Genomic DNA, 26,146 nt, shown 5'->3' with positions numbered 1-26,146 from the left:
ATTTTAAAAGGTAAGCCCCTGACCTTAAGGGTTTATCTGTTGGAGAAGTAATATGACTAGTACCTTGGGCGTCACCAATAAACCGATTACAAAGACGCAAGGCGAAGTGCTACTTCAGATCGACCGAGTGAGTAAACTTTTTGACGAAGTGCGCGCAGTAGATGATGTGTCGCTGAATATAAAGAAGGGTGAGATATTCGCATTATTAGGCGGCTCAGGCTCGGGCAAGTCAACCTTATTGCGTATTCTCGCTGGTTTCGAAAAGCCGTCCGAGGGGCGTATTTTCCTCGATGGCGAAGATATTACCGATATGCCGCCCCATGAGCGACCTATCAATATGATGTTCCAATCTTATGCACTGTTCCCCCATATGTCAGTTGAGCAGAACATCGCCTTTGGTTTAAAGCAGGACAAACTACCAAAAGCTGAAATTGCTGAGCGTGTGCAGGAGATGCTAAAGCTGGTTCATATGGAAGCCTATGCCAAGCGCAGGCCAAATCAGTTATCTGGCGGTCAACGTCAACGTGTGGCACTAGCTCGCTCGTTAGCGAAACGCCCTAAATTACTACTGCTTGATGAGCCAATGGGCGCGTTAGATAAGAAGCTGCGCACGCAGATGCAACTTGAGGTCGTCGATATTCTTGAAGCAGTTGGCGTGACTTGTGTGATGGTAACCCATGACCAAGAAGAAGCGATGACCATGGCTGGGCGGATCTCGATCATGAATGATGGCTGGATTGCGCAAACTGGCACGCCTACAGACATCTATGAAAGCCCGAGCAGTCGTATGGTTGCCGAGTTTATTGGCAGTGTTAACCTGTTTGAAGGCCAGATAATACAAGATCAAGCCGATCATCTGATGATCGCCAGCGAAGGCCTGTCGCAGAATATCTTCATTGACCACGGTGTATCGACCAGTGTTGAAGACAAGACCGTTTGGGTCGCAGTGCGCCCAGAGAAGACACGTATTACTCGTGAGCAGCCTCAAGGTGAATATAACTGGTCAAGTGGTGTAGTGGAAGATATCGCTTATTTAGGCGGGATCTCTGTGTATTACATCCGTCTACCGAATAAGCAGTTAATTCAAACCATTATGACAAACCGCGAACGTCGCTCTGATCCTCCTACATGGGAAGAAGCGGTTTTCATTAGCTGGGAGGCCACCAGCGGAGTGGTCCTTAGAACATAAGGAATCGATCATGAAAAAGCCGTTAAAGTTTCGATTACCCAAAGGCCAATGCTGGACCATAGGCGTCCCCTATTTTTGGCTACTACTGTTTTTTGCACTGCCCTTCGCAATTGTACTTAAGATCAGTTTTTCCACTCCAATTATTGCCATACCGCCATATGAGCCACTATTTCAGTACGCGGAAGAGTCACTGAATATCATGCTCAATCTGGGCAACTACTTGCTCATTCTTGATGACTCCTTGTATTACAACGCTTATTTAGGTTCGCTAAAAATGGCGACAATCTCAACCCTAGGTTGTTTGCTTATTGGCTATCCGATGGCCTACGCCATTGCAAGAGCCCCAAAGAGCAGCCAAACCTTGTTGGTGTTGTTAGTAATGTTGCCGTCTTGGACCTCTTTTCTTATTCGGGTTTATGCCTGGATGGGAATATTAAGCAACAATGGTGTGATCAATAATGTATTGATGTGGACAGGGCTTATCTCTGAACCGCTGCAGATACTTAATACTAATACTGCCGTATACATTGGCATTATTTATACCTATTTACCCTTTATGATTTTACCTCTGTACGCCACCTTATCGCAGCTCGATATGAGTTTGATCGAGGCTGCTTCAGACTTGGGCTCTCGTAGCCTAAACACCTTTTGGAAAGTGACATTGCCGCTATCAAAAGGTGGCGTTATTGCAGGCTCGATGTTGGTGTTTATTCCAGTTGTGGGTGAGTTTGTTATTCCTGAACTATTAGGTGGCCCCGATTCCTTGATGATAGGTAAAGTGTTATGGCAGGAGTTCTTTAATAACCGAGATTGGCCGGTAGCGTCTGCGCTAGCGATTGTGATGTTGGGCTTATTGATTATCCCTATCACGCTATTTCATCGTTATCAGGCACGTGAAATGGAGAAAACAGCATGAAGAAGTTAAGTTTCTCTACCATTATGCTTTGGGCTGGCATGTTCTTCCTGTACGCGCCAATGTTCATCTTAGTGTTTTACTCATTCAATGAATCTAAGCTCGTTACCGTATGGGGTGGGTTTTCGGTTAAGTGGTATGGCGAGCTGTTTCGCGACCAGCAGATTCTAGATGCGGTAGGCACCAGTTTGCAGGTGGCGTTTTACGCCTCTACCATGGCGGTTATTCTCGGCACAATGGCGGCGTTTGTGATGACTCGTTTTGCCCGCGGTTGGGGTAAATTGACCTTGTCGAATATGATCACCGCTCCTCTGGTCATGCCAGAAGTGATCACGGGTTTGTCATTGCTGTTACTGTTTGTGCATATGGCTGACTTTCTGGGCTGGCCGGCAGAGCGAGGCATGCTCACCGTGTGGATTGCGCACTCAACTTTCTGTGCGGCTTATGTTGCGGTGGTGGTGTCGTCGAGATTGCGCGAGATTGACCGTTCAGTGGAAGAGGCGGCGCAAGATCTTGGTGCTACACCGTTGAAGACCTTCTTTCAAATTACCGTACCCATGATCTCTCCGGCAATCGTCGCTGGTTGGTTGCTGTCGTTTAGCTTGTCGTTGGATGATCTGGTTATTGCTAGTTTCGCTTCAGGCCCTGGTGCTACAACCTTACCTATGGTGGTGTTCTCGTCTGTGAGAATGGGGGTATCTCCAAAGATAAATGCCTTAGCAACCTTGATTATCCTGATGGTGTCCTTGATAGCATTCATCTCCTGGTACTTTGCCCGCAGAGCAGACGCTAAACAGCGCTCAAGTTCAGCCTAGACAAATTAGGAAGAGTCAGGTCATGTGGAGCTTAGTTTTGCATGGCCTGCGATAAGGCATCGTTAAATTGTTGAACAATCAGAGCGACATATCGCTCACAGATAGTGATCGTAAAATTCGCTTAGAAAGCGAGAAGGACAGAAGTTATGTCAATAATAAATAACCAAAGACAGGCGGAAACCATGACCAGTACACCTCATGCAGATTCATACTACGCGGCATCGGCTAATGACAAAACAGAGCGTGCTCAACTGCGAGATAATATCGATACTGATATCTGTATTATCGGTGCTGGTTACACTGGTTTATCAACTGCATTGCACTTGCTGGAGATGGGCTATAGCGTCACTGTGCTTGAAGCGGCGCGTATCGGCTGGGGGGCTTCGGGGCGAAATGGTGGCCAAATAGTCAATAGTTTTAGTCGCGACATTGATTCGATTGAAAAGACGGTCGGTAAAGAAGCAGGCAAGCTATTTGGCGAAATGGCATTTGAAGGTGCTCGGATCATTAAAGATCGCATTAGCAAGTACAATATCCAATGTGATCTGCAAGATGGTGGTGTATTTGCCGCGTTGAATAATAAGCAGATGGGCCACCTACAGTCGCAAAAGGCGCTGTGGGAAAAACATGGTCATATGAACCATTTAGAGTTGTTGGACAAAAATGATATCCGTAAAGTGGTTGATACTGAAGCCTATGTGGGAGGATTACTCGACAAAAGTGGTGGGCATATCCATCCGCTTAACTTAGCACTGGGTGAAGCAAATGCCGTTGAGTCCCTTGGCGGAAAGATCTATGAAAACTCCGCGGTAGTTAAAGTCGAGGAGGGCGAAAACCCAGTAGTGCATACCGCTCATGGAAGTGTAAAAGCTAAATTTGTCGTGGTCGCGGGTAATGCATATCTTGGTGGCTTAATCCCTCAACTGCAAGCTAAGGCTATGCCCTGTGGTACACAGGTCATTACTACAGAGCCCCTCAGTGATGAATTAGCGAAAAGCTTACTCCCACAAAACTACTGCGTAGAAGATTGTAATTACCTATTAGATTACTTCCGTTTGTCTGGAGATAACCGTCTTATTTATGGCGGTGGCGTGGTGTATGGCGCACGTGATCCAGCTGACATCAAGTCGATCATTACTCCCAAAATGCTGAAAACGTTCCCGCAGCTTAAAGGCGTGAAGATTGATTACACTTGGACTGGTAATTTCTTGCTGACTTTATCTCGTCTACCTCAAGTCGGGCGTATTGGCAGCAATATCTATTACTCACAGGGCTGCAGTGGTCACGGAGTTACCTATACGCATTTAGCCGGAAAAATCTTAGCTGAAGCGATTAATGGTCAAGCAACGCGATTCGATGCGTTTGCAGGTTTGCCACACTACCCGTTCCCTGGTGGACATATGTTTCAAGTGCCATTCAGTGCTATTGGCGCTTGGTACTACACTATGCGCGATAAGTTAGGCGTTTAAGGCGGCACCAGCGACACAAGTGTTAAAGTGTTTTAATCCAATAACATTAAGTATTTGACCAGTTCAGAGCCCTCAGACTTTTCAATTCAAAGCGCATTGGTAAAGAAACGGTTATTCCCTTTTAAGCCAATGCAAAGCAGAAGTGGAAAGCCTGAGGAACTCACGTAGTACGGCTGAAGTTAAACAAATTGGCAAAACGCAGTATGCTTAGCAATGGGGTTTGGATATACGATTAAATGGATTTAGGAGATAGGGCGAAGCAGGATGCCAGACCCGAGAATAACTATTAGCTCAAATTTCACGGCTTGCCTACAGCGTTTTGAACTCCCGTTGAATGGTCAGACTTTTAATGTAATTGGTATTTGTGAATGTTTTGCCTAGAGTTTTAAGCGAGAAAGCATCGTGGAGAGTGTGAATATTTCAATATAAAGCCTGCATAGCAGGCTTTTTTCCGATCAAGAACTGACAGGTTCAAAGTTCAATGCTCTCTTTAAGTGACTCCATGGTCAATGCATAGTGGCGCATGTCCAATAGCGGTTTTTTACTGACCATTGGCGATAGCGTTTTGAGCATGTTTTCATAACTTAAAGAGTGGCACTCTTCCTTCCATTTAAGAGTTTTCACAATCCAACACAGTGCATCAAAAGTTGGTTTTAAGTCGCAGTCATAACCAAACTGTCTTAAGAACCTATTTTGTCCCATAGCAACAGCCCCTCTTTCGATCTCATTCAGTAATAATATGCATTTAAGGACATCTTCTTTATCTGAAAGCAGTTGACCTTCTGCGATGGCTTGTTTCCAAACACTTTGTGCTTGCTCTTTTACCTCGATGAAAAGTACTTGCAAATTCCCCACGAACTCGGGGCTGGCGAGATCGTAGATATGAGGGTTTACCCCCAGAAAGTTCATACAAAGATCATCTTTTTCCGCAGCCCAGCATTTCATTGGGTCGAGGGCCATCGAGTATATGATTTTCTCTTGATTGGATAGGGAGTCTGAATCAATGATTCTATTCACGCAGTTTGAAACATCATTGATGTGTTGAATATATAGCGAGACGACAATGTCTTCTTTGCATTTAAAATAGTTATACAAGGTTTTCTTGGAACAGCCTGCTCGGTTCGCAATTGTCGCCATTTTAAACGAGCACATACCTTGCTCTTTTATTACCTCTGAAGATACTTTTAAAATGTAGCAAATGACCTTGGGTGGGTTCAGTAAATAGTTGTTCATAGTAGGTATCTTCTTTTGCATCTCTCCTTTCATAGTGTCACTTTCGGCTCCACTAAGCCCCCTGATTTTCAGTGTAAAACCAGATTCTGTGACAAACATTAAAATAATTTAATGTCTGGGATTGGCCTAACAAATTGCTACTAACTTGTGAATTTGTGCCTTTAAAACGTAAACACTTGGTTTCCTATAAGAGGATTTTTGCTCACGGAACACATCTCTGCACCTCGTTAACATAATCATCAGAAACTAACCTGATCATTATCGAGGAAATATGAAAACTTCTCTTACCACATTGGCCGCTGCACTGTTCATGACATTTACTGCATCCGCAGCAAACGTTATTGATATTGACACTCCTGCGCTGGATAACACTGTGCAAAAAGTGTACTCGGTCTATTGTCCATTCTGTTACAAGTACGAAAAATCAGTCACTCCTAACCTAATTAAAAACCTCCCTAGTGGTACCGATTTTCAAGGTGTATGTCTTGAAAACAAAGGTGAACTAGGCACTGAAGCATGTGAAGTTCTGGCGGCTGCAGACACCATCAGTCATGAAAAATATAAAGCTGCAAAGTTAGCTATGTACTCGGCTGTACATGACAAAAAGCTGAAGAATGTCAAAGGAGCAGGGGCGATTAAAGGTGATTTGGCCGCTATTGGTTTAGCGGCTGCAGAGATATCTCAGCAGGATTTTGAAACCGCGCTTAGCTCAGCAGCTGCGCAAGATAAGCTTGCGTACGACCGTACTATCGCACTGACCATTGCAAAGGTAAAAGGTATCCCAGCCATTGTTATTAGTGGGAATAAGTTAGTTGATACATCGACAGTTTCTTCCCTATCTGATCTCGATAAAACCATCAAAAATAACCTTTAGGGGCTAACTATGATCACCAACTTTAAACAGTGGCTAAGTCAATTGCGTCAGCAGCCATTATTAACGTTAGAGGCCACGCAAGAGCTGCGAACCGTTTGGACTGTTATGGTTTTTGCTTGCGTGTTCCTGCTGGGTTCTGCCATGGGTTATTTCCAGTGGTTTTTAGAGATGGCGCCTTGTGAAAACTGTGTCTATATCCGCTTTAGTCAGTTCTGCATATTGATAGCAGGCGTGATTATTATCATTAATCCTAAGCACACACTGCTTAAAATTATCGGCTTAGTTCTAGCTTGGTACGGCATTATCTATGGCTTGGACAAGGCGATTATTTTGTCTGGCCAACATGTGGCATCACACGCTGCCGACACAGGTTTAGATCTCTTCCAATCAGGTCAAGGTGCAAATGCTTGCTCCTTAGAGCCTAAGTTCCCATTAGGTTTACCGTTGCACGAATGGCTTCCCTATGAGTTTGCACCAAGTGGGATCTGTGGTGAGGACGACTGGTCGCTGTTTGGTCTGAATATGGCTCAATACTGCATCATTAGTTACTGCGTATTTATTGCCTGTGCATTGCCACTGACCATTGCATTCATCACCAAGATGCTGAAGAGAGGTAAATGATGAAATCGTTCATGTTAGTTGGCCTCTTCGCAATATTTATCTTTGGTTGTACATCAGCTCCGAGAGCGGTAGAGGTCATCACTTATCAAGACGGCAATATTGTTTGTAAAACCATTACAGATGAAGCAACAGAATATGTCGATATTGAAACGGCTTCTGAGTGCCCAGTTGAAGGCTTATAGCCAAGTATAACAATTGATAAATCAGGATGATGAAGATGAATTTTAAAATGAAAAAAACAGCGCTGATGATGGGCTTACTCGGTGCGCTCATTGTGCCGACTTCGAGCGCGAGCATGCTTGCGATTGAGGCGGGCATCATGGATTGGAGTGACAGTACCGAAGACTATTTTGGTGACGGTAAAAGCGAAAATGAATTTGTCACTATTAAGGGAGCCACAGGCAGTGCTTTTGGTGATGTCTATGCCCGCCTTAAGTTAGAAGACTTTACTGATGCTGACATGATTGGTTCGGAAATAAATATCATTGGCCAGATCAATATGGGTGAAAGTGATTTCAATTGGTACGGACAGGTATTTAGCAAGCAAAAACCGACTTGGTCGGAGACCAACACCTTACTCGGTTTTAGCCATGACAAAACGTGGGATAACGGTTGGTACACCCAAGTTGCAGTCGCTGGCCATGTTGTCACCTCTTACTACAACCATTTCAGTAAACCAGATGGCGAAAAATTCGATGCGAATGGGTTTAATGGTGGCTATGCCTATCTGGCCGTAAACAAAAGCTTCAGCGCATTAAACCAGGACTTTACGTTTGGCTGGTGGCAAGAGCATTACTTCGGTCGTGGTGATGATTACCTAGTGGTGTCTGGTGATATTGAAGATCACGGTTTTAACGGTCAAGCCACGCTTCGCTGGCATCTGGCGGGTGGTTTATCTACCGCTATTCAGTATCGATACGCGCAAAACAACCTTGGAAAAGAGGGGTGGCAAAACGCCATATTCTACTCAATGCAGTACAACTTCTAATTAAAATCTTAATTAAAACAAATAAATAAACATTCTGGAGTTTAAGATGAAAAAGACAATTTTAGCCACGTCCTTAGCCATTGGTTTAATCGGTTTGAGCGGCACCGCCGTTGCTGCGGGGGATTGGGCGGATAAATATTTAACAACGGTAAAGACTCAAGGTCAGATCGGTATTGTTAAAGTGAACCCTTACGATTTTGCGCCATTAACAGCGATTATCGATCTAAATGGCTTTGAAATATCAAATGTGGAAGTTCGCGTCGAGCCTAAAGCTGGTGGCGTACCTATCGAATACCCTGTAGATGATGTGGCAGTGACGACTCATAACGGTATCCCTATATTTGGTCTTTATGCAGACTATCAGAACACAGTTAGCGTCAAATATATTAAGAATGGGCAGAAGGTTTCAGAGAAATACAAGATTAATACTGGACCATTAAAGAGACTGTTATTCGATGGCCAAACTCGTACTTTTCCAGAGGTGAAGCCTGTTAAAGTTGCTCATGAGTTTAAAGATAGACTGTATATGGTTAACCACTTAGGCGCAGATGATAAAACTGAAGGCTGGGATAATTACCCTGTAGTATTTGTTGCCGATACAACGGGTGAAGTTCGCTGGTTTATGGATTGGGATAAGGTCTACGATCAAGAAACAACCAAAGGCATAGCGATGGGCTTTCATCTAGCAGATAACGGCGAGCTTTATTGGGGGCAAGACCATTACTATGCCCGTTATGACATGTTAGGTCGTAAGGTATTTAAACGGGAAATGCCACGTGGGTTTACTGGTTTTTCACACGCTATGTTAGAGATGCCAAATGGCCACTATTTACTGCGAGTAGCAAAAGAAAAGTACCTCCGTGAAGATGGTAAACGTATCGATACTGTACGTGACCATGTTATCGAAGTTGATCAAACGGGTAACGTTGTCCATGTTTGGGATTTCAACAAAATATTCAACAATATGCGCGACGATCTGCTTGTAGGATTAGATAGTGGCGCCGTGTGTCTGAATGTTGATGAAAACCATGCCGGTGAAACCATGGATATTGAACCTGATGCGCCATTTGGCGATCTGCCAGGTGTGGCTGCTGGACGTAATTGGGCTCATATCAACTCAATTGAGTACGATGCAAAAGATGATTCTGTCATTGTGTCTATGCGCCATCAAGGTACCGCAAAAGTGGGGCGTGATGGTGATGTTAAGTGGATCTTAGCGGCAAATAAAGGCTGGGGAGAGCTAAGCGATAAAGTATTGACCCCTGTGGATTCAAAGGGCAATAAGCTAGATTGTGATGAGAATGGCCGTTGTAACGACACTGATTTTGACTTTCCTTGGACGCAGCATACTTCTTGGCTAACTTCTCGTGGCACACTCGTTTCTTTCGATAATGGTGATGGTCGTTACTTTGAGCAACCAGCCATGCCAACGATGAAGTACTCTCGTGGTGTCGAATATAAGATCAACGAAGATAAGATGACGGTTGAACAGACCTTTGAGTATGGTAAAGAGCGAGGCTATGAGTGGTACTCGGCGATTACTTCGAATATAGAATGGCGTGAAAAGAGCGAAACCTTCTTTATGTATTCCGCAGCCGCTGGACTTTTCACTGGAGAGCCTGGCAAGCACTTTATCAATGAAGTAACAGAAGATGGTAAGGTTAAAGTGGAGCTAACAATTAACTCTATGGCTAAAACTGAGCCATCTTACCGTGCGTTGATTGTGGAGCCTCAGAAGCTATTCAGCAAATAGTTATTTCTAATAGAAAGGCCGCGATATCTGCGGCCTTAAAGAAGTATAACTATGATCAAATTAAAGCACTTAACGATAGTGATATTAAAAAGCCGAGTATGTTTAAGAAAGATGAGTTTAATTCTTAAGGGAGATCAGCCTGACGTCAGTTACAGCTGTTTATTCTGAAGATAAAAGTCTACTTGCGTCGTTTTTATGTTGCAATAATGGCTTTATAAACTTGATGTGAACTTTTTGATCGCTAGTCCCAAACCTATTACCAACACCTCAACAGCGGCAATCCCTGCGATAACGTGAAGTAATGCAGGTACATGTCTAATAAAATCCATCTCTATTTCTCTCTAGATACATGTTGTTACTTTTTCTAAATATCTCATACATCTAGCTCTCAATTTTTGATGTTGATCGCAAAAAGCCTGTTTTTAAGCGCAGGAGGCTAAATTTCCTTTTACGCCCTCAAAAAAGGGAGAGAGGCGTTAGCTTGTCATTCAATTTGCTTAGAGTTGTGAACTAATTCCACTGTGGAAACGTAACGTTATTTAGAATATATGGCTATTAATGCTGGAAAGTTAAGCAATCCATACTAGCTTCAATAGGGTGCCTAAGAATAAAAGAGAACGCTAATGAATCGAATAATGCTGCTGGCTGTGCTGTTGATTTTTGTCACTGATGTTAATGCGGACTATGAACCTTCCTTTGAGATAGGTAAGCAAAAAGCCAAAGTTTGTATGACATGTCATGGTGAGGATGGCATATCAACACTCGATCCTTATCCCAATTTACGTGGTCAGAAAGTGGGTTATTTGATCTCCTCCCTCAAAGATTATAAGTCGAGGCAACGTACCAGTGGCCTTGCGATTCTAATGCAGCAGCAAGCTGATGCTTTATCAGAGCAAGATATCAAAGATATTGCCTACTATTTTTCAGTGCTCGGTACTAAAAAGGAAGGGGAATAGCGTATGTCACAAGGCATGGAGCTTTATGACGTAAAAGTTGTCCGTTACTTTATTGTGGCCGCAGTGGCTTGGTCCATTGCTGGAATGTTTATTGGCGTCGTACTGGCTGCGCAGCTGTATTGGCCTGTGCTTAATTTTGATTCTGAATATATCCAGTTCGGCCGCCTAAGACCGCTACACACCTCGGGGGTGATTTACGGTTTTGTGGTCAACATGTTGATGGGAACTTCACTCTACATAGTGCAAAGAACTGGTCAAACTAAACTGTTTAATCAAAGCCTGTCCTGGATGGTTTTTTGGGGATGGCAATTAGTGTTGTTTTTGGCTTTAGTCACCTTGCCAATGGGATATACCTCTAGCAAAGAATATGCGGAACTAGAGTGGCCAATTGATTTACTGATAGTGTTGGTTTGGGTGCTATACGCAGTGTTGTTTTTCGGCACGATAGCAAAAAGAAAAGTCAATCATATCTTTGTCGCAAATTGGTTCTTTGGCGCCTTTATTATTGTGGTGGCACTTATCTTTATCCTCAATAACCTCGCTATGCCTGTGTCTTTAATGAAATCATATTCTGTATTTGCAGGGGCTCAAGATGCCATTGTTCAGTGGTGGTGGGGGCATAATGCAGTTGGGTTCCTGCTAACAGCCGGCATCATTGGCATGAACTACTACTTTATTCCTAAGTTGTCAGAAAGACCTATTTATTCATATCGGCTATCCGTCATCCATTTTTGGGGACTGGTGGGTTTCTACACTTGGGCGGGTACCCATCACTTAGTTTACTCATCAGTACCTGTGTGGGTTCAAAATATCGGTATTGTTATGTCACTCATCCTTTGGCTTCCCTCTTGGGCGGGGGCATTTAACAGTGCGATGACTTTATTGCAAAACAAGGAAAAGCTTAAGACTGATTACATTATGTGGTTTTTCATGTCGGCAATTCTCTATTACTGCTTAGCGACATTTGAAGGGCCGTTACTGGCGATTCGCTGGTTTAACATGGTGGCACATAACACCGAATGGATTATTGGCCATGTACATTCGGCAGCGCTCGGTTGGGTTGGTATGTCGGGTATTGCAACTTTCTATTACTTTATTCCGCGGTTGTGGGGTAAGACTCAGCTTTGGTCAAATCGAATGCTCAAATGGCATTTCTGGTTAGCCCATGTGGGGGTGGCACTCTATGCCATCGCGCTTTGGGTTGCGGGGATTGGTGAGGGCTATATGTGGTTGGCACAGCAGGAGAACGGTTCACTAGCGTATAGCTTTGTAGAGGCAATGGACTTTAAAGCACCTTGGTTATTTGTTCGCTTCTTTGGTGGTGCATGTTTTGTATTGGGCCTGCTACTGATGGCATTTAATCTCTATAAAACGGTTTCGCAAGAGCAGGGGGAAGTCGCTGATGCTAACTAAAGACTTTACGCATTCGGTGGTGATCTTAATTATCTCTACTATCGTGGTTGCGAGTTTTTCGATATTGGTACTTATCGTTCCTAACCTTGTTCGTACCGATGAAATAAGAGCGACATCACTCGCTAAACCGCTAACCGCACTAGAGGTGGCAGGTAGAGATATTTACATTAGTGAGGGGTGTCATGTTTGTCATACCCAAATGGTGCGAGGAATTGAGCCTGAAATAAAACGTGATGGTCGAGCGAACAAAGAGGGGGATGACATTTATGAGTTTCCTAACCTTTGGGGGTCGAAAAGAACGGGGCCTGATTTGACTAATTTGGGACGGAAGTATTCAGCGCAGTGGCAACGATTGCACCTTATTGATCCAAGGCAGGTCGTACCAACTTCTTTAATGCCGGCATATCCATGGTTATTTAAACAGGTGCTATCAGGCGATGATATTGAAAATAAGATGCGGGTCCTTAAAGGGTTGGGCGTCCCCTACACTGAAAATGAAATAGAGCGATCGCGACTTGCTGTTAAAGGGGTGACGAAAGGGGAGGCTTTGGTTCACTATTTACAAAGCTTAGGAAATGATACCGCCAGCGATCAGGAGCGTTGATATGACTGTTTTCTGGAATACTTGGGTAATAGGGTTCATCCTCATCTTTCTGGCATTTATGGCATTAGTTGTCATTAAATATTGGCGCAGTGAGCACACCGCAGACAAAGATAAGACGGTCGAAACATTCGATGGTATTGATGAAAACGATGCCCCACCTCCGCGACTTTTTTATCTTTCTTATTTAATCGCATTTATCATTTCGGCTGGATTTTTAGTGTTATATCCAGGCCTTGGTAATTGGGCGGGTCTTATGGGGTGGAAGCAAATTGACGATGCTCTGAGCTCCCCTTTGACAGACTTGGATATGCAAATAGCACCGTTAAGCGATCTCAGTCTAGGAGGATTAGCCGCTAATCCCCAAGTAACTAAAAGCGGCGAGTTGTTGTTTCAAAACCATTGCGCAGCATGTCATCGCGCCAATGCTCAAGGGCAAAAGCACTTCCCCAACCTTACTGATAATGAATGGCTTTATGGCGGAACCGAAAAAGATATTCTTCACTCTATTGAAAAGGGACGTCATGGTGCAATGCCTGGTTGGAAAGGTATTTTATCGGAAGATCAAATTCTTAAAATGTCTTACTACATAGCCTCCCTGCAACGTCGAAACTTAAATGCTCCACAAGTGAAAATTGATCTGGGTAAAGAGATATTTGTGCAATATTGTTCAAGCTGTCATGGCGACGGTACGGTTGCCAATATTGAAATAGGTGCGCCAGTATTATCAGATGATATTTGGTTGCATGGCGGCAGTATTGAGGAGATAGAACATACTATTGAATTTGGTCTGAATAACCTGATGCCAGCTTTTTCTGAACAGTTAAGCCGTAATGAAATACTGGCTATTGGCGCTTATATTACCGAGCAAAGGCTTAGGTATGACGCCAAACTTGCTGCGCTAGACCCTCAATCCGTTGCACGAGGTGAATATCTAGCCAATGCGGGTGACTGTGTTGCTTGCCATAGCTCAGAAAGTGGCGAGCGCTTTGCTGGTGGGCTGCCATTTAAAACGCCTTTTGGCACCATCTATTCAACCAATATTACGCCGCACTTCAGTGAAGGTATTGGTGATAATGACTATGCGGAGTTTAAAGCTGCGTTATTTGATGGAAAAGGCAAGCATGGTTATCTGTATCCTGCAATGCCTTACACCTCTTATCAGTATTTAACCGAGCAAGACACTCAAGATTTATGGAATTACTTACAGTCGATTACGGCGGTGCCAAGGCAGAATGATTCTAATGAGATGATGTTTCCGTCCAATATTCGCCAAGGGCTATTAGGTTGGAATCTGGTGTTCATGGATAGCGAACCTCTGTCTTATGCAGCCCCTGAACATGTGGAGCTGAATGAGCATGAACTCAAGCAGTGGCAGCAGGGTAAGTATTGGGTGATGGGGTTGGGTCATTGCTCTGAATGCCATACTCCTCGAAATTTGGCGCAGGCTCTAATCCCTGAAAAAATATTCCAAGGAAATATTATTGATGGCTGGAATGCCCCTAATATTTCTGCCCAAGAGCTGCATGAAGACCGATGGGATTTAGAGTCCCTAACTGACTTTTTGCACACTGGGCACTCAGATAAAGGTTCGGCGTTTGCTGGTATGGCAGATGTGGTGAAAAATAGTACCAGCTTGATGACCCGAGATGATATTGAAGCGATATCACGCTATTTATTGGTTGGAGATGTTTATAACACCATTCCTGATGGCCAAAAGCAATTATCGCCTACGGGGTTTGTGGCCGAGTCATATTCAGCTGATCAATTTGAAACTTTTGCAATGTACGCTGATACCTGTGGGGCTTGTCACGGAGAAGATGGAAAAGGTCGTGATCCGATTGCGCCGACTCTGCTTAATAATGGGATCATTATGCACAGCGATCCGTTTAATACTATCGCCGTGACGATCCGTGGTTTAGCACCGACCTATCTGGATGAAGAGCGAAACTTTATGCCGATGACCAGTTTTCAGAATGTGCTTACCGATAGTGAGTTAGCAAAGCTTATCAGCTTTGAACGCTTATATTTGGGTGGCCGTGAGGAGCCTGTGACTGCCGCGCAAGTCAAGGCGGTGCGCCAGAAGTTGGAAAAAGCTGGATTTGCAGGCAATCTGCACACCACTCCTGATATGTATGATCATAAAGATACTGATATCAATATTGATTAGCGAATTTTCGACTGCATAAAAAAAGCCTGCTATGCAGGCTTTTTTATGCGTTTCACCAGAGTATTAGCGAACAAAAGGGTCGCTAAACTTTTCATCTGTGAGCAATGTTTCATCGGTGAGTGTTTCTAAAAAAGCCACTAGTTGTGCTTGTTCCGTCGCGCTAAAGTTATACCGTACTGGATTACCGTCAGCATCTTTTAGCAGGGCTTGCAACGTCGGATGTGCCTCAATGCCGCTACTGTAGTGCTCTACCACTTCTGCTAACGTGTCGAATCGACCGTCATGCATATAAGGAGCGGTGACCCCAATATTTTTAAGTGATGGGGATTTGAACTTTCCTCTATGGCCCATAGCGCCAGTCGATTCAAACACCCCTTGGTCGCTATCGGAGTTGGCATCTAGGCCGTTATTACTCGCACTGGTGGTTGCATTAGAATCCTCACCAATTAATGGGCCGACAAAAGCTTCACTGCTATGACAGCTCGTGCAGGGAGGTATGCCATCTCTAAACTGCATGAACAGCCTTTTACCGGCATTTTCATCAACGCTAAAGTTACTAAAATCATCTAATGGGTTATTGACTGTTAGGCGACCTTGATCATATTTGGCATCGATGCTTACCATAGCGCGAATAAACTGCGACAGGGCAAAGCTAATCCGCTCACTACTGACCTCATCGTCACCAAATGCATTGATAAACAGACTGTTGTAATAGGGTTGCGCCGCAACGACATCGACTAGCTGAGTCAAGGTTAACCCCATCTCAACCTCATCTTGAATAGGCATCAATACTTGCTGCTCTAATGTATCTGCGCGTTCATCCCAGAAGAATTTCCCTGTTTGATAAAACCGAGCATTCGCTAAAGACATAGAGTGGCGACGCGTCTCTCCACCGTCAAAACCAATACTCAAGCGACGAGAGTCGGAAAAACCTTCGGCTTGCACATGGCATGAGGCGCAAGAAACAGTATCGTTAAAGCTGAGTTTTGTGTCGTAGAACAGCACTCGTCCTAAGGTGGCCCCATGATCGCTAATTGGGTTGTTTTCAGGAGTATTGTCAGATTCGATCGCGGCGGTTTGAAATATAAAATTACTAGGGAAAGCATTAGTCGTGTAATGCAGAGGCAACGCTATTACAGCATAATTAAAGGGAGTCTGCGGCAACTGCAGTACGCTTTGCTGCGCTAGTGGATTGATGGTTATCTCGATGGTTTGTTCAACGGTTATTTGTCCATCAAATAAGCTCACTGTCAAGTTTTGAACTTGCTGGGTTTGTACTTCTTCGGCAGTGATAATCAATTGGTCCGCGATGATTTCGCTGCTAATCAAAGGAGGGTTGTTGAGGCTATATGTCAGTTGGTCTGAATCCGCGTCGGTGGCGGATACTCCTATGCTTGTAGAGCCTTGACTGTCGATGCTGACGGTTGTTGTTGTCAGGGTTAATACTGGCGCACTGTTTACCGGAGCGACAGGTGTATCGGGGGCGATAGGAGTTGGCGTAATTTCAGCCTCCGAAGAGGAGTCTCCGCCACAAGCTGTGATAAATACAGCGAGAAAAATACTGCTTATGGCAGGGCTTGATGAGTGATTTAACGGCATAGCAATCTCTCTTTTTATTAACTTTTTGGTAACAGTTATCACTATAGATAAATGGACGTAAATGAACGCGTGTTTGATGTAAAGTAGTGCAAAGCTGACGATGTTATTTACGTTTATACTGGTGCTTTAATATTAACACTTTGATTTTTAGTCTAGTTATTGTCGCTATATTAAGAGTGATGACTTTGTTCTTTATCAAGAAAAGTAGCGGTTTAACAACTGGTATTAATACAAATCGAGAATGGCTAGTTGGTGTTCATGTTTAGGTTTTTGTGTTGAATATGTTAAGTGGGTTGAAATATTCGATGTTGATAATGTTTTTGGCCGCTGCTAGTTTTATACTGATTGATATTACTGGTAGCTTTTTATGCTAAATCGAGATTTGTCGTATAGGTCATATTTCCTCCCTTTATTGATCCTGTTTTTAAGCCGCAGGGGAGTTACCTAATTAATCTTGCCGATTACTTTGTGTTTTCTTGCGTCGTGTCGGCTGGTGATTGCCATGACTCTTCCCCATCAAGCGGTGCGAAAGATATGCCGGGTGCTAAAGGTGTATTTGCTTTTAAACCCAGTGATTGGATAGAAGGAAAAACGACCTGGTGGAAAGACAGTGATGGAGTCGCACCTGGTGTTGCGGGTTGCCATATTGGTACTGATAAAAATGGCGTCGCGAACGGCAGAATGTTTGGCGAAGCATGCTTACCCGATGGCTTGCTGGTTGAGTCTAACCCGGGTAAAGATGTTGTTCATGCCCACGCTAATGATACGGGACACCCTGATACATTTGACTGCAACGCTTGGTGTGTCGGTACGGGAAATAGCAGTGGTATGTGCACTATTGCATCCGCGGCACCTTGCGAGCAATCTGCTAAGTGTGTCTGTAAATAGCGGCTAGCTATATTAAATTTAAAGCAAACCGTTTACCTGTCGTTGGGGGGAAACGGTTTGCTTTATTGCCCATTAAATTAATCTTGCAGGCTTACTGTTATATTAAAGACTAAATTCTCCACGTACTGTCAAAGCAAACTGTCTTGGTTCGCCTAACGCCGGCGTACGAGTAAACTTATTGGTAATGTACTCTTCATCAAATAAGTTCTTACCTTGTAAGTAAACCCCTACGTTTTGCCACTCATAGCCTATCTGCATATTCACCAGTGTGCGGCTGTCGTTGTATGGATCAAACAGAGCGTCACCTTCTTTATATCCTTCACGGTACGGATCGACCTTAACTGGCGCACTGTCGGCGTAGTTGGCATTGAGGTTAGCGAAAATACCATTATCGGCGGTGTAGGTTGCGCCGACATTACCTGTCCACTCCGGCGCGGTAAATTGACGACCCGATAAGTCATTCACAATGGGAGTGGTTTCAGTCGGAATGGAAATTACAAATTCAGTAAACTCGGTCTTTGATTGCCCAACTGAGGCATAAAGCGCTAGTTCATTAGTTACTTGGTAATTCAGTTCAAGCTCAAACCCTTTCACGGTTGATTGACCCGCATTGACTGTCTCGCTGTCATAACGGTTGGGTGAAAGCTGTACATTTACTTGTTGATCGCGCCAGTCCACATAAAACACGTTGGCATTGGCAATTAGGTCACCGTCTAACCAAATTGAACGCAGTGAAAATTCATAGTTATCAGTATATTCTGGGTCATATTCAAACACCTCTCCACGCGCATTATTAATGCCTACGCCGCCTGAACGGTAGCCCTTTTGGAAAGAAAAACTGGTGATTAAGTCTTCAGTCCAGTGATAGCTCACGCCTAATTTCGGCAAAATGGTATTAAAGTCATTATTAATTTGTGGCGTGGCTGTTGAAGCATTCGCTGCTAAATCATAAAACTGCTGGTTAATACCAGCGATTAAAGGTGCGATACCTTCATAATGGGGTACCCATATCACTGGCTGGATCAGGCATTTTATCTTTATTTCAAATGATGTACTGGGCGTCATTCTGAGTTTCTTGTTTTTCATGGTCAAAGCGAATACCGCCAAAACATCCCACTTTTCAGTGATATTCCAAACAGCATCAGCAAACAGTGCATAGCTGGAAACTGTCTGTTGTGATGACGTTAGTGCGCTTGTGTGAGCGGGGTTAAACTCGGCATATTGGTTAACCACTAGATCAGCGATAGGTTGGCTTAAACCGTACCTTGCTTGTAAAATATCACTTGTCAGCCCTAAGCGGTTTAGCTTTAAGTTACTTAAACCGTTAGAGTGGTCATCGATGTCTGTATTGAAATAATACGCACCAATAATGCCGCTAAAATCATCGTACTCAAAGGTAAGTCTCAGCTCTTGACTGAGCGAGTCGGTAGTATTGTTATAGTTAGAAATACTGCCGGTATCTTCTGGGAGTTCACTTCCCTCGATTGCCAAGAAGTCAGAGTCCCAAGTAAATTGTGTATCTACACTAGACCAAGTGGTGTAGGAGCTAAGTGCCCAATAATCACTTAAGTCATAGTTTAGCTCCAACACCAGTATGTCGGCATCGACCGCCTCTGCTCTTTCATCATTATTGTAAACATAGCGATTTTCAAATGGATTTTGACCTTGGGCAATTTCTACCGCGGTATGACCATATTCACTATTGGCACGGGTATAACCTAGTTGAGCTGAAAACTCAGGCATTGCCGATGGCTGATATAGCAGCTTTAATCGGTAAGTGCCGTCTTCACGATAATCGGCAGCTTCATTACGCACTAGGTTTTCGATATAGCCATCAATCTCTTTCTTTTCGCCACTAAAACGAAATGAAAGTTCATCTTCGATAAGACCACCACCAATTGCAACGCCAATCTCTCGTTGACCATTTTCACCTACCGTTAACTGATATTTGCCTTGCCAATCTTGGGTTGGTGCTTGGGTCGTCATGATGACTGCGCCCGCTAACGCATTACGTCCTTGCAAAGTAGATTGTGGGCCTCGTAATATTTCAACTTGTTTAGCGTCCCAAGTTGAAAAGCCACCACCATAAATCATGCGTTCTGGCAAAGGGGCCCCGTCTACGTAAACACTGGCTAAGAAACTATTCCCACCACCGGAAACGTTAAAACCATCAATACCACGAATACTAAAGCTGCGATTACCAGTGACTTGAGCATTAGCGGTATTGATTAACACTTCACGAAAATCATTAATGTTTTCCTGCTCCATCTGCTTCTCTGTTAATACGGCAACACTGGTCGTCGTCTCTTGCACTGAGCGAGCAATTTTCTGCCCAGTAACCATGATGCGCTCGATATCACTGGTATCGATGCTGTCATCTGCCATAACTGACAGGCAGGTTAAAGAGGCTGGAATAATTAACCCAAAGCGGATTGCGTTGGTAATAGGGTTTAACTTAGATGATCCCATGGTTTATCGTCCAAATGATAATGATTGCTATTAACTGTGGCGCAGGATGCTATCACAATCATCTTGAGTTTTTCTAACGTTTTTACGATAATAAATACAAATCGTTATCATTTGTATTTAATTTTGGGTTGGATTTATGATTTTTGTGGGCACATTACTGCTTTGGTTTGCTTGTTTTTTTAGTTATTTATCATCTAATAAACAGAGGCTTATTGATTATTCTTTACCAAAGCACATTGTTTGGATTGGGTTTGTAGTCTCCGTGGCTTTGGCTATCAGTACCTTTACAAGTTACTACGGTTTGATTGTTGCTATGTTAATCGCTTTGTTATTAATCATGGCGATGTGGATGATATTGGTGGTGATCTCCTCTCATGCTAACCGTCGTAGCATGTTGGTCTTTTCCCTCGGTGTGGGTTTATTTTCAAGTATTATTTTACTAGGGGGCATTAACCATGTGGCCTAAGTCTATTATCGCTTTTCTCGGTGGTTTATTGCTCTCTGTGAGTATTATGCTGAGTCTTTATCTGTTGCTCCCTTTAGCTATAGATATCAAATTACTGCTAGGTCTTTTGTCGGGCTTTCTTATTTGGGTTGCTGTCATGGTTTATTGCTATAGCTTTAACAATGGTAAAGCAGTGGCAGTCGCCTGCGGCAAGCTGTTGATGCTGTCGCTGCTCGTTAATGCTGTACTTTTCTGGACTCTACCTCCGCTATGAATACTCAAATAATGAAGAAACCTCAAAATAAATTAATTAAAAACCTCACTGAATCCCATAGTTGGATAGGGGTCATCATTTCGCCATTGCTGTTCCTTATATTTTGGGCTGGAGCTGTGACACTTTTCTATGAAGAGGTGAAGCAGTGGGCTGTGCTACCGCAGTTTCCAGTTGCTGTGCAGCAGCAAGAGCTACCTTTACAAGAGATTGTAGAAAGCAAGTTAGCACAACATGATTTTGACTATAAAGAGCACTTGATGGTGCAAATGCCGTCAGAGCATGACCCCTACTATAAGGTGTACCTAGATCTTGTTCGTGAGGAGGGGAAGGAGGACGAACATGGCGAGGTTGTATCTTTATTAATTGACCCTAACACAGGCGTCAGTGTGGCTGATAAAGAGGACTTTTTCTTAGGTGACTTTCTCTATCAACTGCATTACAACCTAAATTTACCAGGAGGAACCTATCTCGTCGGTATCATCAGTTTATTCTTCTTGTTTGCTCTGGTTTCTGGGATATTCATTCATGCAAAAAAGCTGTTTAAACACTTCTTTTTATATCGACATGATAAAAATCGCCGCGATAAATTGTTAGATCTGCACAATGTGGTCGGGGTGATGACGCTGCCGTTTACCTTAATGTATGCCATCAGCGGCTTGGTATTTAATTTGGCGATAATTTATCAAATTGCCTTTGTAGTGTTTATCTATCAAGGCGATCAAGACACGCTATTTAAAGATGCTGGGTTTACGTTGTTCGATGAACCGCAAATCGAAAAAACAATCGACATGAGCGGTGCATACCAGATTATCGACGAGGTAAGGGCGCGAGATGATTTTCACTTGCGGAATGTGATTTTTTATAATTATGGCGACGAAGCGGCCATAATTCAGCTAAGAGGTAATGACTTAGTTAACTTCTCTCAAAAGGATGAGTTTTTCTATCGCGTTAAAACCGGCGAACTACTTAATAAAACCGATATCAGTAATTACAATGTATTCCGTAAAGGTAGAGAGATTATAGCAACCCTGCATTTTGGTGATTTTGCTGGCGTTGATGTGCGGGTTCTCTATTTCATTTTGTCGTTGGCTATCTGCGCCATGATAGTCATTGGTAATATGTTGTGGCTGGATAAACGTGCTTTACAACAAAATGCTTCGCAGCGAAGCATCAGTATTATACGAGGGCTGACTCTAGGTGGCTGTGGTGGCTTAGTGCTGGCAACAGCTGTGGCTTTCTTTATTGAACGCGTGCTGCCTGCAGCTATGCTAAACCGCGCAGACTGGCTGGTTTATGGCTTTGTCGGCAGTTTATTGCTTGCCATGGTGCTTGCGTATATCGTCGACGATAAAAAGCGTTATCTGGCACAGATGATCCTCGCCACTGTCGTGATCCTCGCGGTGACGCTGGTCGCTGACTGGATATTATTTGGCGCGCAGTTAACACAGCTTTGGCAATCAGGGTTTCAATCGGTGTTAGCTGTAGAAGTCGGCTTATTACTGTTTATCTGTCTTGGTTTATGGGTCGTGAATAAACTGAATGTATTTAAACGGCTTCAAGCGAACAATGTTGCTTCGACAAGCGTGTTTGAAGGCTCATAACTTGGGTTGTTTTTAATGGCTCATCGGTGCCCCGAGAGCGCAGTATTACGCTGCGCTCTTGCTATTTCTTCGTATGTTATATCAACACATTGAACAAGTTTACTATGATTATCATGAAGTAAATTAATTTAATTTCAATGCTTTAGCGAATATTATCCTTCAACAGTAAAATTTTATTTTACAATCCTAAAAATTGGTGTAAATTACGCCGCCTTATCTAGTTCAACTTGTATTGATAGATAGATGCCATAGTCTGATTTAGGTCATTTTACCTAGGTCATTGTGTTGTTTATTTTGAATACTCTACACCTCCCAAAGTCTCATGACCCCAAGAAAGATAGAGCATTCCATTTTATAGGAAAGTTCAATGAATATATTATTTCTAATGTATCCATGGAAAAATATTGAGCCCGAAACCGATACGACTTTACGTCTCATTCATGAGTGTGTGGTGCGTGGCCATATTGTGGCACTGGCGACGACTAGCAATTTAACAATGCGTGACACTGAAGCGAGTGCTTATTGCCGTGTGTTTAGTAAAGAGCTGCCTACATCTAATAACATCGTTTCTTTTTATAAGAAGGCGGAATTTAAAACATTACGTTTACCGTTAGCCGGTTTTGATAGCATCATTATGCGCGCAAACCCACCGCTGGACACCATCGCGCTCAACTTTCTTGATTCGGTGCGTGATGACGTATTTATCATGAATGATATTGATGGTTTACGAATCGCCAACAATAAGCTGTATACCGCCTCTTTTGACGATCCTGACAATAAGTTTATTCCGGTGACGCATGTGTCAAAGACACCTGAGTACTTAGAAGAAGTGTTACGAGAGTCTAAGACCGACAAGATGATCATGAAGCCGCTTGATGGCTTTGGCGGTCAAGGCGTGATCTTAGTCGAAAAAGCGGCTCAAAAGAGTTTTCATTCGCTGCTCGAGTTTTACATCAACAACGGCAAGGGCGGAAACTACGTTATTTTACAAGAATATGTAGAGGGCGCAGAGCAAGGCGATGTGCGTATTTTGATGTTAAATGGTGAGCCTATAGGCGCCATGAAGCGCATTCCTGCATCAGGAGAAGTGCGTTCGAATATTCATGCTGGTGGTCGTGTTGTTAAGCATACATTGACCAAAAATGAAAAAGCACTTTGCAAACATATTGGTCCAAAGCTGGTTCGTGATGGATTGTTTTTCGTGGGTATTGACGTCATCAATGAAAAGTTGATTGAAGTTAACGTGCAAAGCCCTGGTGGGATTATGCGGATAAACAAGTTAAACAACGTGAAATTGCAAAAGAAAGTGATTGATTTTGTAGAGAATATTGTGAATGCCAAAGAGGCGTTAAACATCAAGAAAACAGCATTCAGAAAGGCGATTGATGATGCTCACATTAACTGAAAAAGAGTGCATAGCATTAATCAATAAAGGCGAGTGTTTTCACGCTGAAGTGAATAACGGAGCATACATCGTTAAAATTGATGAATACTCGCCAGTTGTCTGTACCGCTATTCATAATGGTCATCGCTTGCGAGACGATTTGAATAAAAGCTTCTTGCTGACAAAGGCTGAGCGCTTCTATGAGGAAGATCCTTATACCGATGAGTTACTGTCGTCTTTTCCTATTGTAATGATAGGCAATGACTCACGTTTTGAATATGACTTGAACCGCCCTAAAGCGTTATCTACCTATTTTAAAACAGCTTGGAATAAGCAAGTTTGGCAGAAACCATTAACACCAAAGCAGCGTAGTGAAAGTCATGCAAAGCATCAATCTTTCTACAATGTGCTGGCGGCACTGATAACAAAGTTAGAGCAGCAGTTTAAAAACAGTATTGTGTTTGATCTGCACTCTTATAATCATCAACGTATTGCGGCTGATACGCCGACATTCAATATTGGCACTAGCCAAATTGATATTGAGCGCTGGGGAGCGACTTGTCATCACTTTGAAAAGCAGCTTAATAGAATGGCGCTACCTAACTTAGTAGTGCGAGCTGCAACCGATGAGGTGTTTCAAGGGCGTGGATACTTAATCGCTCACGTAAACGCTCATTTTGACAATACCTTAGTGTTGCCCGTTGAAGTAAAAAAAGTGTTTATGGATGAAACCACGGGCGAGTTATACCCCTTGGTATTAGAGGAGTTAAAAGCGGGCGTTAAGCTGGCGATATCAGAAACTGCAGCGTACTTTATGCGCCGCTTTGGGAAACGAAAATCGGTACGTAATGTTGACCTGTTATCATCGACACTGTCGCCAGAGATAATATCACTGGATAAAAGCTTATTTAAGATAGCCAATAATGTCGCCACACTGAAATACATTAACCCGATTAATATCGCCAGTGAACGTAAAAAGTTTTTAGCAAAAAAAGGCGCTGTGGCGCCTGAGTTTAACTATAAGCAGCTGAATATCAATCCGTACCAATTTCGTGAGCAGCTATACAAGCTACCCGTCGAAAATGTCATGGATGCGGATATTCAGCAGCTTTATCGTCATGTGATTGATAACTTAGCGACTAAAATTGATCTGCTTTGTTCGATTGGCACTGACGACTTTGTGTATAACTCGCTGAAATACTACGGTCAGCCTGATAAGGATGATATTGCTAATGCGGAGTTTTTACTGCGTGCACCCGAGATAGAGGGAGATGATGACGCCCTAATCTATGATGCTAACCATGCGGTTAAATCTTTTCAAAAGCAGGCCGATGAGTGGGGGCTGAAATGTAAAGTAGAAAAGTCTTCACGCATTGTCGCCAAAGCGATGGTGGACAATGAGAAGGGCTGTTTGTTAATTAACAAAGATGCCATGTTCTCAGCTAAAGAGTTGATCGCATTTGCCTACCATGAATTAGGTGTGCACATGTTGACGACCATGAATGCAAGACGTCAACCATTGCGAGTGTTGTCTTTAGGATTAGTGGGTAATACTCATACCCAAGAAGGTGTGGCCATTTACAGTGAGTACTGCTCAGGAAATTTAACCCTCAATAGGCTGAAGGTGTTGGCTCTGCGTGTTATCGCAGTCAATTTAATGTTAGAGCAGCGGGATTTCTCGATGACGTTCCAGGCATTAATGCGGCAATATGGACAAACAGCAGAGCAGGCATTTACCTTAACGACACGAGTCTATCGTGGTGGCGGTTTTACGAAGGATTTCCTCTATCTAAAAGGCTTTAGAGATATCGTGAACCTGAGCAAAAGTTCACCGCTTGATAATTTACTGGTTGGTAAAGCGGGGATATTGGATCTACCTATTATTAGCGAGATGGTGGAGCGTAATATGCTAGAGAAACCAGTGCCGCTGTTTGGGCTTGAGCATTGCCATACGGTAGAAAGTGCTGTGATCGATTATCTGGTGTCAGCCATTCGATAGGTTAACGTTGTGACATAAAACGCCCAGCCTTTTTTACAGACTAGGGCGTTTTTTTGTTTTGAGCATTTTCTAGATTTTCGGCAAAATACCAATTGCATTAAAAGTTTGACCATTCAGCGGGAATTCAAAACGCTGTAGGCAAGTAGTGGAATTTGAGCTAATAGTTATTCTCGGCTCTGGCATCCTGCTTCGCTCTACCTCCTAAATCCATTTAGTCGTATATCCAAATCCCATAGCGAAGCATACAGCGTTTGCCAATTTGTTTAACCTCAGCCGCACTACGTGAGCCCCTCAGTCTTTCCACTTCTGCTTTGCATTGGCTTAAAAGGGAATAACCATTTCTTTACCAATGCGCTTTGAATTGAAAAGGCTGAGGGGCTCTGAATTGGTCAAATACTTAATGCAATTGGTATAACAAACAAAAGCGCTTAGTTTGCAGTGCTTGAGCCAAAGATAATGTTCAAGATATTAGCAAGTCACCTTACTTGGTCT

Annotated in this window: 22 protein-coding genes; 19 read left to right on the top strand and 3 right to left on the bottom strand. The window is 43.4% G+C overall.

All coding sequences use genetic code 11. The annotated features are described in order from the left end of the window. Window positions 1–52: 52 nt before the first annotated feature. The 4 genes from potA to SWP_RS18530 all read left to right on the top strand — a co-directional run bounded on the left by potA (window position 53) and on the right by SWP_RS18530 (window position 4,386). On the top strand, window positions 53–1,189 hold the full coding sequence (potA, locus tag SWP_RS18545; protein WP_020914158.1) for a polyamine ABC transporter ATP-binding protein: 1,137 nt from the start codon (window positions 53–55) through the stop codon (window positions 1,187–1,189). 10 nt (window positions 1,190–1,199) lie between these two features. Beyond that, window positions 1,200–2,105: an ABC transporter permease subunit gene (locus SWP_RS18540; RefSeq protein ID WP_020914157.1), complete on the top strand. Its 906-nt coding sequence runs from the start codon at window positions 1,200–1,202 to the stop codon at window positions 2,103–2,105. After that, a complete protein-coding gene (locus SWP_RS18535) occupies window positions 2,102–2,917 on the top strand; it encodes an ABC transporter permease subunit (RefSeq protein ID WP_020914156.1) in 816 nt (271 codons plus the stop codon). The genes SWP_RS18540 and SWP_RS18535 overlap by 4 nt, the downstream gene beginning before the upstream one ends. 182 nt (window positions 2,918–3,099) lie before the next feature. Next, complete coding sequence (locus SWP_RS18530) at window positions 3,100–4,386, top strand: NAD(P)/FAD-dependent oxidoreductase (protein ID WP_020914155.1); 1,287 nt, start codon at window positions 3,100–3,102, stop codon at window positions 4,384–4,386. Between the two features lie 471 nt (window positions 4,387–4,857). Here SWP_RS18530 and SWP_RS18525 read toward each other — a convergent pair whose 3' ends face one another. Next, window positions 4,858–5,619 carry a TetR/AcrR family transcriptional regulator gene (locus SWP_RS18525; RefSeq protein ID WP_228371165.1) on the bottom strand — a complete coding sequence of 254 codons (762 nt, stop codon included), beginning with the start codon at window positions 5,617–5,619 and terminating at the stop codon, window positions 4,858–4,860. 271 nt (window positions 5,620–5,890) lie between these two features. Here SWP_RS18525 and SWP_RS18520 point away from each other — a divergent pair, with 271 nt between their 5' ends. The 9 genes from SWP_RS18520 to SWP_RS18480 all read left to right on the top strand — a co-directional run bounded on the left by SWP_RS18520 (window position 5,891) and on the right by SWP_RS18480 (window position 14,995). Beyond that, window positions 5,891–6,493 (top strand): thioredoxin domain-containing protein, encoded by a 603-nt coding sequence (locus SWP_RS18520; RefSeq protein ID WP_044556085.1) that lies wholly within the window; start codon window positions 5,891–5,893, stop codon window positions 6,491–6,493. A 9-nt stretch (window positions 6,494–6,502) separates the two neighbouring features. Continuing rightward, complete coding sequence (locus SWP_RS18515; protein ID WP_020914152.1) at window positions 6,503–7,114, top strand: disulfide bond formation protein B; 612 nt, start codon at window positions 6,503–6,505, stop codon at window positions 7,112–7,114. Next, window positions 7,111–7,296, top strand: coding sequence for a hypothetical protein (locus tag SWP_RS18510; RefSeq protein ID WP_020914151.1), 186 nt, complete (start codon window positions 7,111–7,113; stop codon window positions 7,294–7,296). The genes SWP_RS18515 and SWP_RS18510 overlap by 4 nt, the downstream gene beginning before the upstream one ends. Before the next feature lie 35 nt (window positions 7,297–7,331). Beyond that, window positions 7,332–8,102 carry a nucleoside-specific channel-forming Tsx family protein gene (locus tag SWP_RS18505; protein ID WP_044556084.1) on the top strand — a complete coding sequence of 257 codons (771 nt, stop codon included), beginning with the start codon at window positions 7,332–7,334 and terminating at the stop codon, window positions 8,100–8,102. 46 nt (window positions 8,103–8,148) lie between these two features. Continuing rightward, the gene (locus tag SWP_RS18500) at window positions 8,149–9,855 is read left to right on the top strand and encodes an aryl-sulfate sulfotransferase (RefSeq protein WP_020914149.1); all 1,707 of its coding nucleotides are present in this window, start codon (window positions 8,149–8,151) and stop codon (window positions 9,853–9,855) included. A 623-nt stretch (window positions 9,856–10,478) separates the two neighbouring features. After that, window positions 10,479–10,811: a c-type cytochrome gene (locus SWP_RS18495; RefSeq protein WP_020914148.1), complete on the top strand. Its 333-nt coding sequence runs from the start codon at window positions 10,479–10,481 to the stop codon at window positions 10,809–10,811. A 3-nt stretch (window positions 10,812–10,814) separates the two neighbouring features. Beyond that, a complete protein-coding gene (gene ccoN, locus SWP_RS18490; RefSeq protein WP_020914147.1) occupies window positions 10,815–12,224 on the top strand; it encodes a cytochrome-c oxidase, cbb3-type subunit I in 1,410 nt (469 codons plus the stop codon). Further along, window positions 12,214–12,828, top strand: coding sequence for a cbb3-type cytochrome c oxidase subunit II (locus tag SWP_RS18485; protein ID WP_020914146.1), 615 nt, complete (start codon window positions 12,214–12,216; stop codon window positions 12,826–12,828). The genes ccoN and SWP_RS18485 overlap by 11 nt, the downstream gene beginning before the upstream one ends. Window position 12,829: 1 nt before the next feature. Continuing rightward, window positions 12,830–14,995: a cytochrome c gene (locus tag SWP_RS18480; RefSeq protein ID WP_020914145.1), complete on the top strand. Its 2,166-nt coding sequence runs from the start codon at window positions 12,830–12,832 to the stop codon at window positions 14,993–14,995. 63 nt (window positions 14,996–15,058) lie between these two features. Here SWP_RS18480 and SWP_RS18475 read toward each other — a convergent pair whose 3' ends face one another. Next, window positions 15,059–16,594 carry a cytochrome-c peroxidase gene (locus SWP_RS18475; RefSeq protein WP_020914144.1) on the bottom strand — a complete coding sequence of 512 codons (1,536 nt, stop codon included), beginning with the start codon at window positions 16,592–16,594 and terminating at the stop codon, window positions 15,059–15,061. A gap of 468 nt (window positions 16,595–17,062) precedes the next feature. Between SWP_RS18475 and SWP_RS18470 the strand changes: the two genes are divergently transcribed. After that, entirely contained in the window at window positions 17,063–17,482 is a 420-nt protein-coding gene (locus SWP_RS18470) for a hypothetical protein (protein WP_228371081.1), read from the top strand. Window positions 17,483–17,584: 102 nt separating this feature from the next. On the opposite strand, the gene SWP_RS18465 is transcribed toward SWP_RS18470, so the two are convergent. Then, complete coding sequence (locus SWP_RS18465) at window positions 17,585–19,951, bottom strand: TonB-dependent receptor (RefSeq protein WP_020914141.1); 2,367 nt, start codon at window positions 19,949–19,951, stop codon at window positions 17,585–17,587. A 136-nt stretch (window positions 19,952–20,087) separates the two neighbouring features. Between SWP_RS18465 and SWP_RS18460 the strand changes: the two genes are divergently transcribed. From SWP_RS18460 to SWP_RS18440, 5 genes are all read left to right on the top strand, one after another. Continuing rightward, window positions 20,088–20,417, top strand: coding sequence for a hypothetical protein (locus SWP_RS18460; RefSeq protein WP_020914140.1), 330 nt, complete (start codon window positions 20,088–20,090; stop codon window positions 20,415–20,417). Further along, on the top strand, window positions 20,407–20,670 hold the full coding sequence (locus tag SWP_RS18455; RefSeq protein WP_020914139.1) for a hypothetical protein: 264 nt from the start codon (window positions 20,407–20,409) through the stop codon (window positions 20,668–20,670). The genes SWP_RS18460 and SWP_RS18455 overlap by 11 nt, the downstream gene beginning before the upstream one ends. 11 nt (window positions 20,671–20,681) lie before the next feature. Then, window positions 20,682–22,271 (top strand): PepSY-associated TM helix domain-containing protein, encoded by a 1,590-nt coding sequence (locus SWP_RS18450; RefSeq protein WP_044556082.1) that lies wholly within the window; start codon window positions 20,682–20,684, stop codon window positions 22,269–22,271. Between the two features lie 367 nt (window positions 22,272–22,638). Then, entirely contained in the window at window positions 22,639–23,676 is a 1,038-nt protein-coding gene (gene gshB / locus SWP_RS18445) for a glutathione synthase (protein ID WP_020914137.1), read from the top strand. Beyond that, window positions 23,657–25,654 carry a flavohemoglobin expression-modulating QEGLA motif protein gene (locus tag SWP_RS18440; protein ID WP_228371080.1) on the top strand — a complete coding sequence of 666 codons (1,998 nt, stop codon included), beginning with the start codon at window positions 23,657–23,659 and terminating at the stop codon, window positions 25,652–25,654. Before gshB ends, SWP_RS18440 begins: the two co-directional genes overlap by 20 nt. Window positions 25,655–26,146: the final 492 nt, after the last annotated feature.

Source organism: Shewanella piezotolerans WP3, assembly GCF_000014885.1.
Classification (GTDB): Bacteria; Pseudomonadota; Gammaproteobacteria; order Enterobacterales; family Shewanellaceae; genus Shewanella; species Shewanella piezotolerans.
The sequence above is the reverse complement of the archived record's forward strand: the minus strand, read 5'-3'. Positions and strand labels throughout refer to the sequence as shown.

What these genes read in the sequence shown, in the direction of transcription:
- potA (WP_020914158.1), top strand. Translation starts at nt 53, where the DNA reads ATGACTAGTACCTTGGGCGTCACCAATAAACCGATTACAAAGACGCAA.
- SWP_RS18540 (WP_020914157.1), top strand. Translation starts at nt 1,200, where the DNA reads ATGAAAAAGCCGTTAAAGTTTCGATTACCCAAAGGCCAATGCTGGACC.
- SWP_RS18535 (WP_020914156.1), top strand. Translation starts at nt 2,102, where the DNA reads ATGAAGAAGTTAAGTTTCTCTACCATTATGCTTTGGGCTGGCATGTTC.
- SWP_RS18530 (WP_020914155.1), top strand. Translation starts at nt 3,100, where the DNA reads ATGACCAGTACACCTCATGCAGATTCATACTACGCGGCATCGGCTAAT.
- SWP_RS18525 (WP_228371165.1), bottom strand. Translation starts at nt 5,619, where the DNA reads ATGAACAACTATTTACTGAACCCACCCAAGGTCATTTGCTACATTTTA.
- SWP_RS18520 (WP_044556085.1), top strand. Translation starts at nt 5,891, where the DNA reads ATGAAAACTTCTCTTACCACATTGGCCGCTGCACTGTTCATGACATTT.
- SWP_RS18515 (WP_020914152.1), top strand. Translation starts at nt 6,503, where the DNA reads ATGATCACCAACTTTAAACAGTGGCTAAGTCAATTGCGTCAGCAGCCA.
- SWP_RS18510 (WP_020914151.1), top strand. Translation starts at nt 7,111, where the DNA reads ATGATGAAATCGTTCATGTTAGTTGGCCTCTTCGCAATATTTATCTTT.
- SWP_RS18505 (WP_044556084.1), top strand. Translation starts at nt 7,332, where the DNA reads ATGAATTTTAAAATGAAAAAAACAGCGCTGATGATGGGCTTACTCGGT.
- SWP_RS18500 (WP_020914149.1), top strand. Translation starts at nt 8,149, where the DNA reads ATGAAAAAGACAATTTTAGCCACGTCCTTAGCCATTGGTTTAATCGGT.
- SWP_RS18495 (WP_020914148.1), top strand. Translation starts at nt 10,479, where the DNA reads ATGAATCGAATAATGCTGCTGGCTGTGCTGTTGATTTTTGTCACTGAT.
- ccoN (WP_020914147.1), top strand. Translation starts at nt 10,815, where the DNA reads ATGTCACAAGGCATGGAGCTTTATGACGTAAAAGTTGTCCGTTACTTT.
- SWP_RS18485 (WP_020914146.1), top strand. Translation starts at nt 12,214, where the DNA reads ATGCTAACTAAAGACTTTACGCATTCGGTGGTGATCTTAATTATCTCT.
- SWP_RS18480 (WP_020914145.1), top strand. Translation starts at nt 12,830, where the DNA reads ATGACTGTTTTCTGGAATACTTGGGTAATAGGGTTCATCCTCATCTTT.
- SWP_RS18475 (WP_020914144.1), bottom strand. Translation starts at nt 16,594, where the DNA reads ATGCCGTTAAATCACTCATCAAGCCCTGCCATAAGCAGTATTTTTCTC.
- SWP_RS18465 (WP_020914141.1), bottom strand. Translation starts at nt 19,951, where the DNA reads ATGGGATCATCTAAGTTAAACCCTATTACCAACGCAATCCGCTTTGGG.
- SWP_RS18460 (WP_020914140.1), top strand. Translation starts at nt 20,088, where the DNA reads ATGATTTTTGTGGGCACATTACTGCTTTGGTTTGCTTGTTTTTTTAGT.
- SWP_RS18455 (WP_020914139.1), top strand. Translation starts at nt 20,407, where the DNA reads ATGTGGCCTAAGTCTATTATCGCTTTTCTCGGTGGTTTATTGCTCTCT.
- SWP_RS18450 (WP_044556082.1), top strand. Translation starts at nt 20,682, where the DNA reads ATGAAGAAACCTCAAAATAAATTAATTAAAAACCTCACTGAATCCCAT.
- gshB (WP_020914137.1), top strand. Translation starts at nt 22,639, where the DNA reads ATGAATATATTATTTCTAATGTATCCATGGAAAAATATTGAGCCCGAA.
- SWP_RS18440 (WP_228371080.1), top strand. Translation starts at nt 23,657, where the DNA reads ATGATGCTCACATTAACTGAAAAAGAGTGCATAGCATTAATCAATAAA.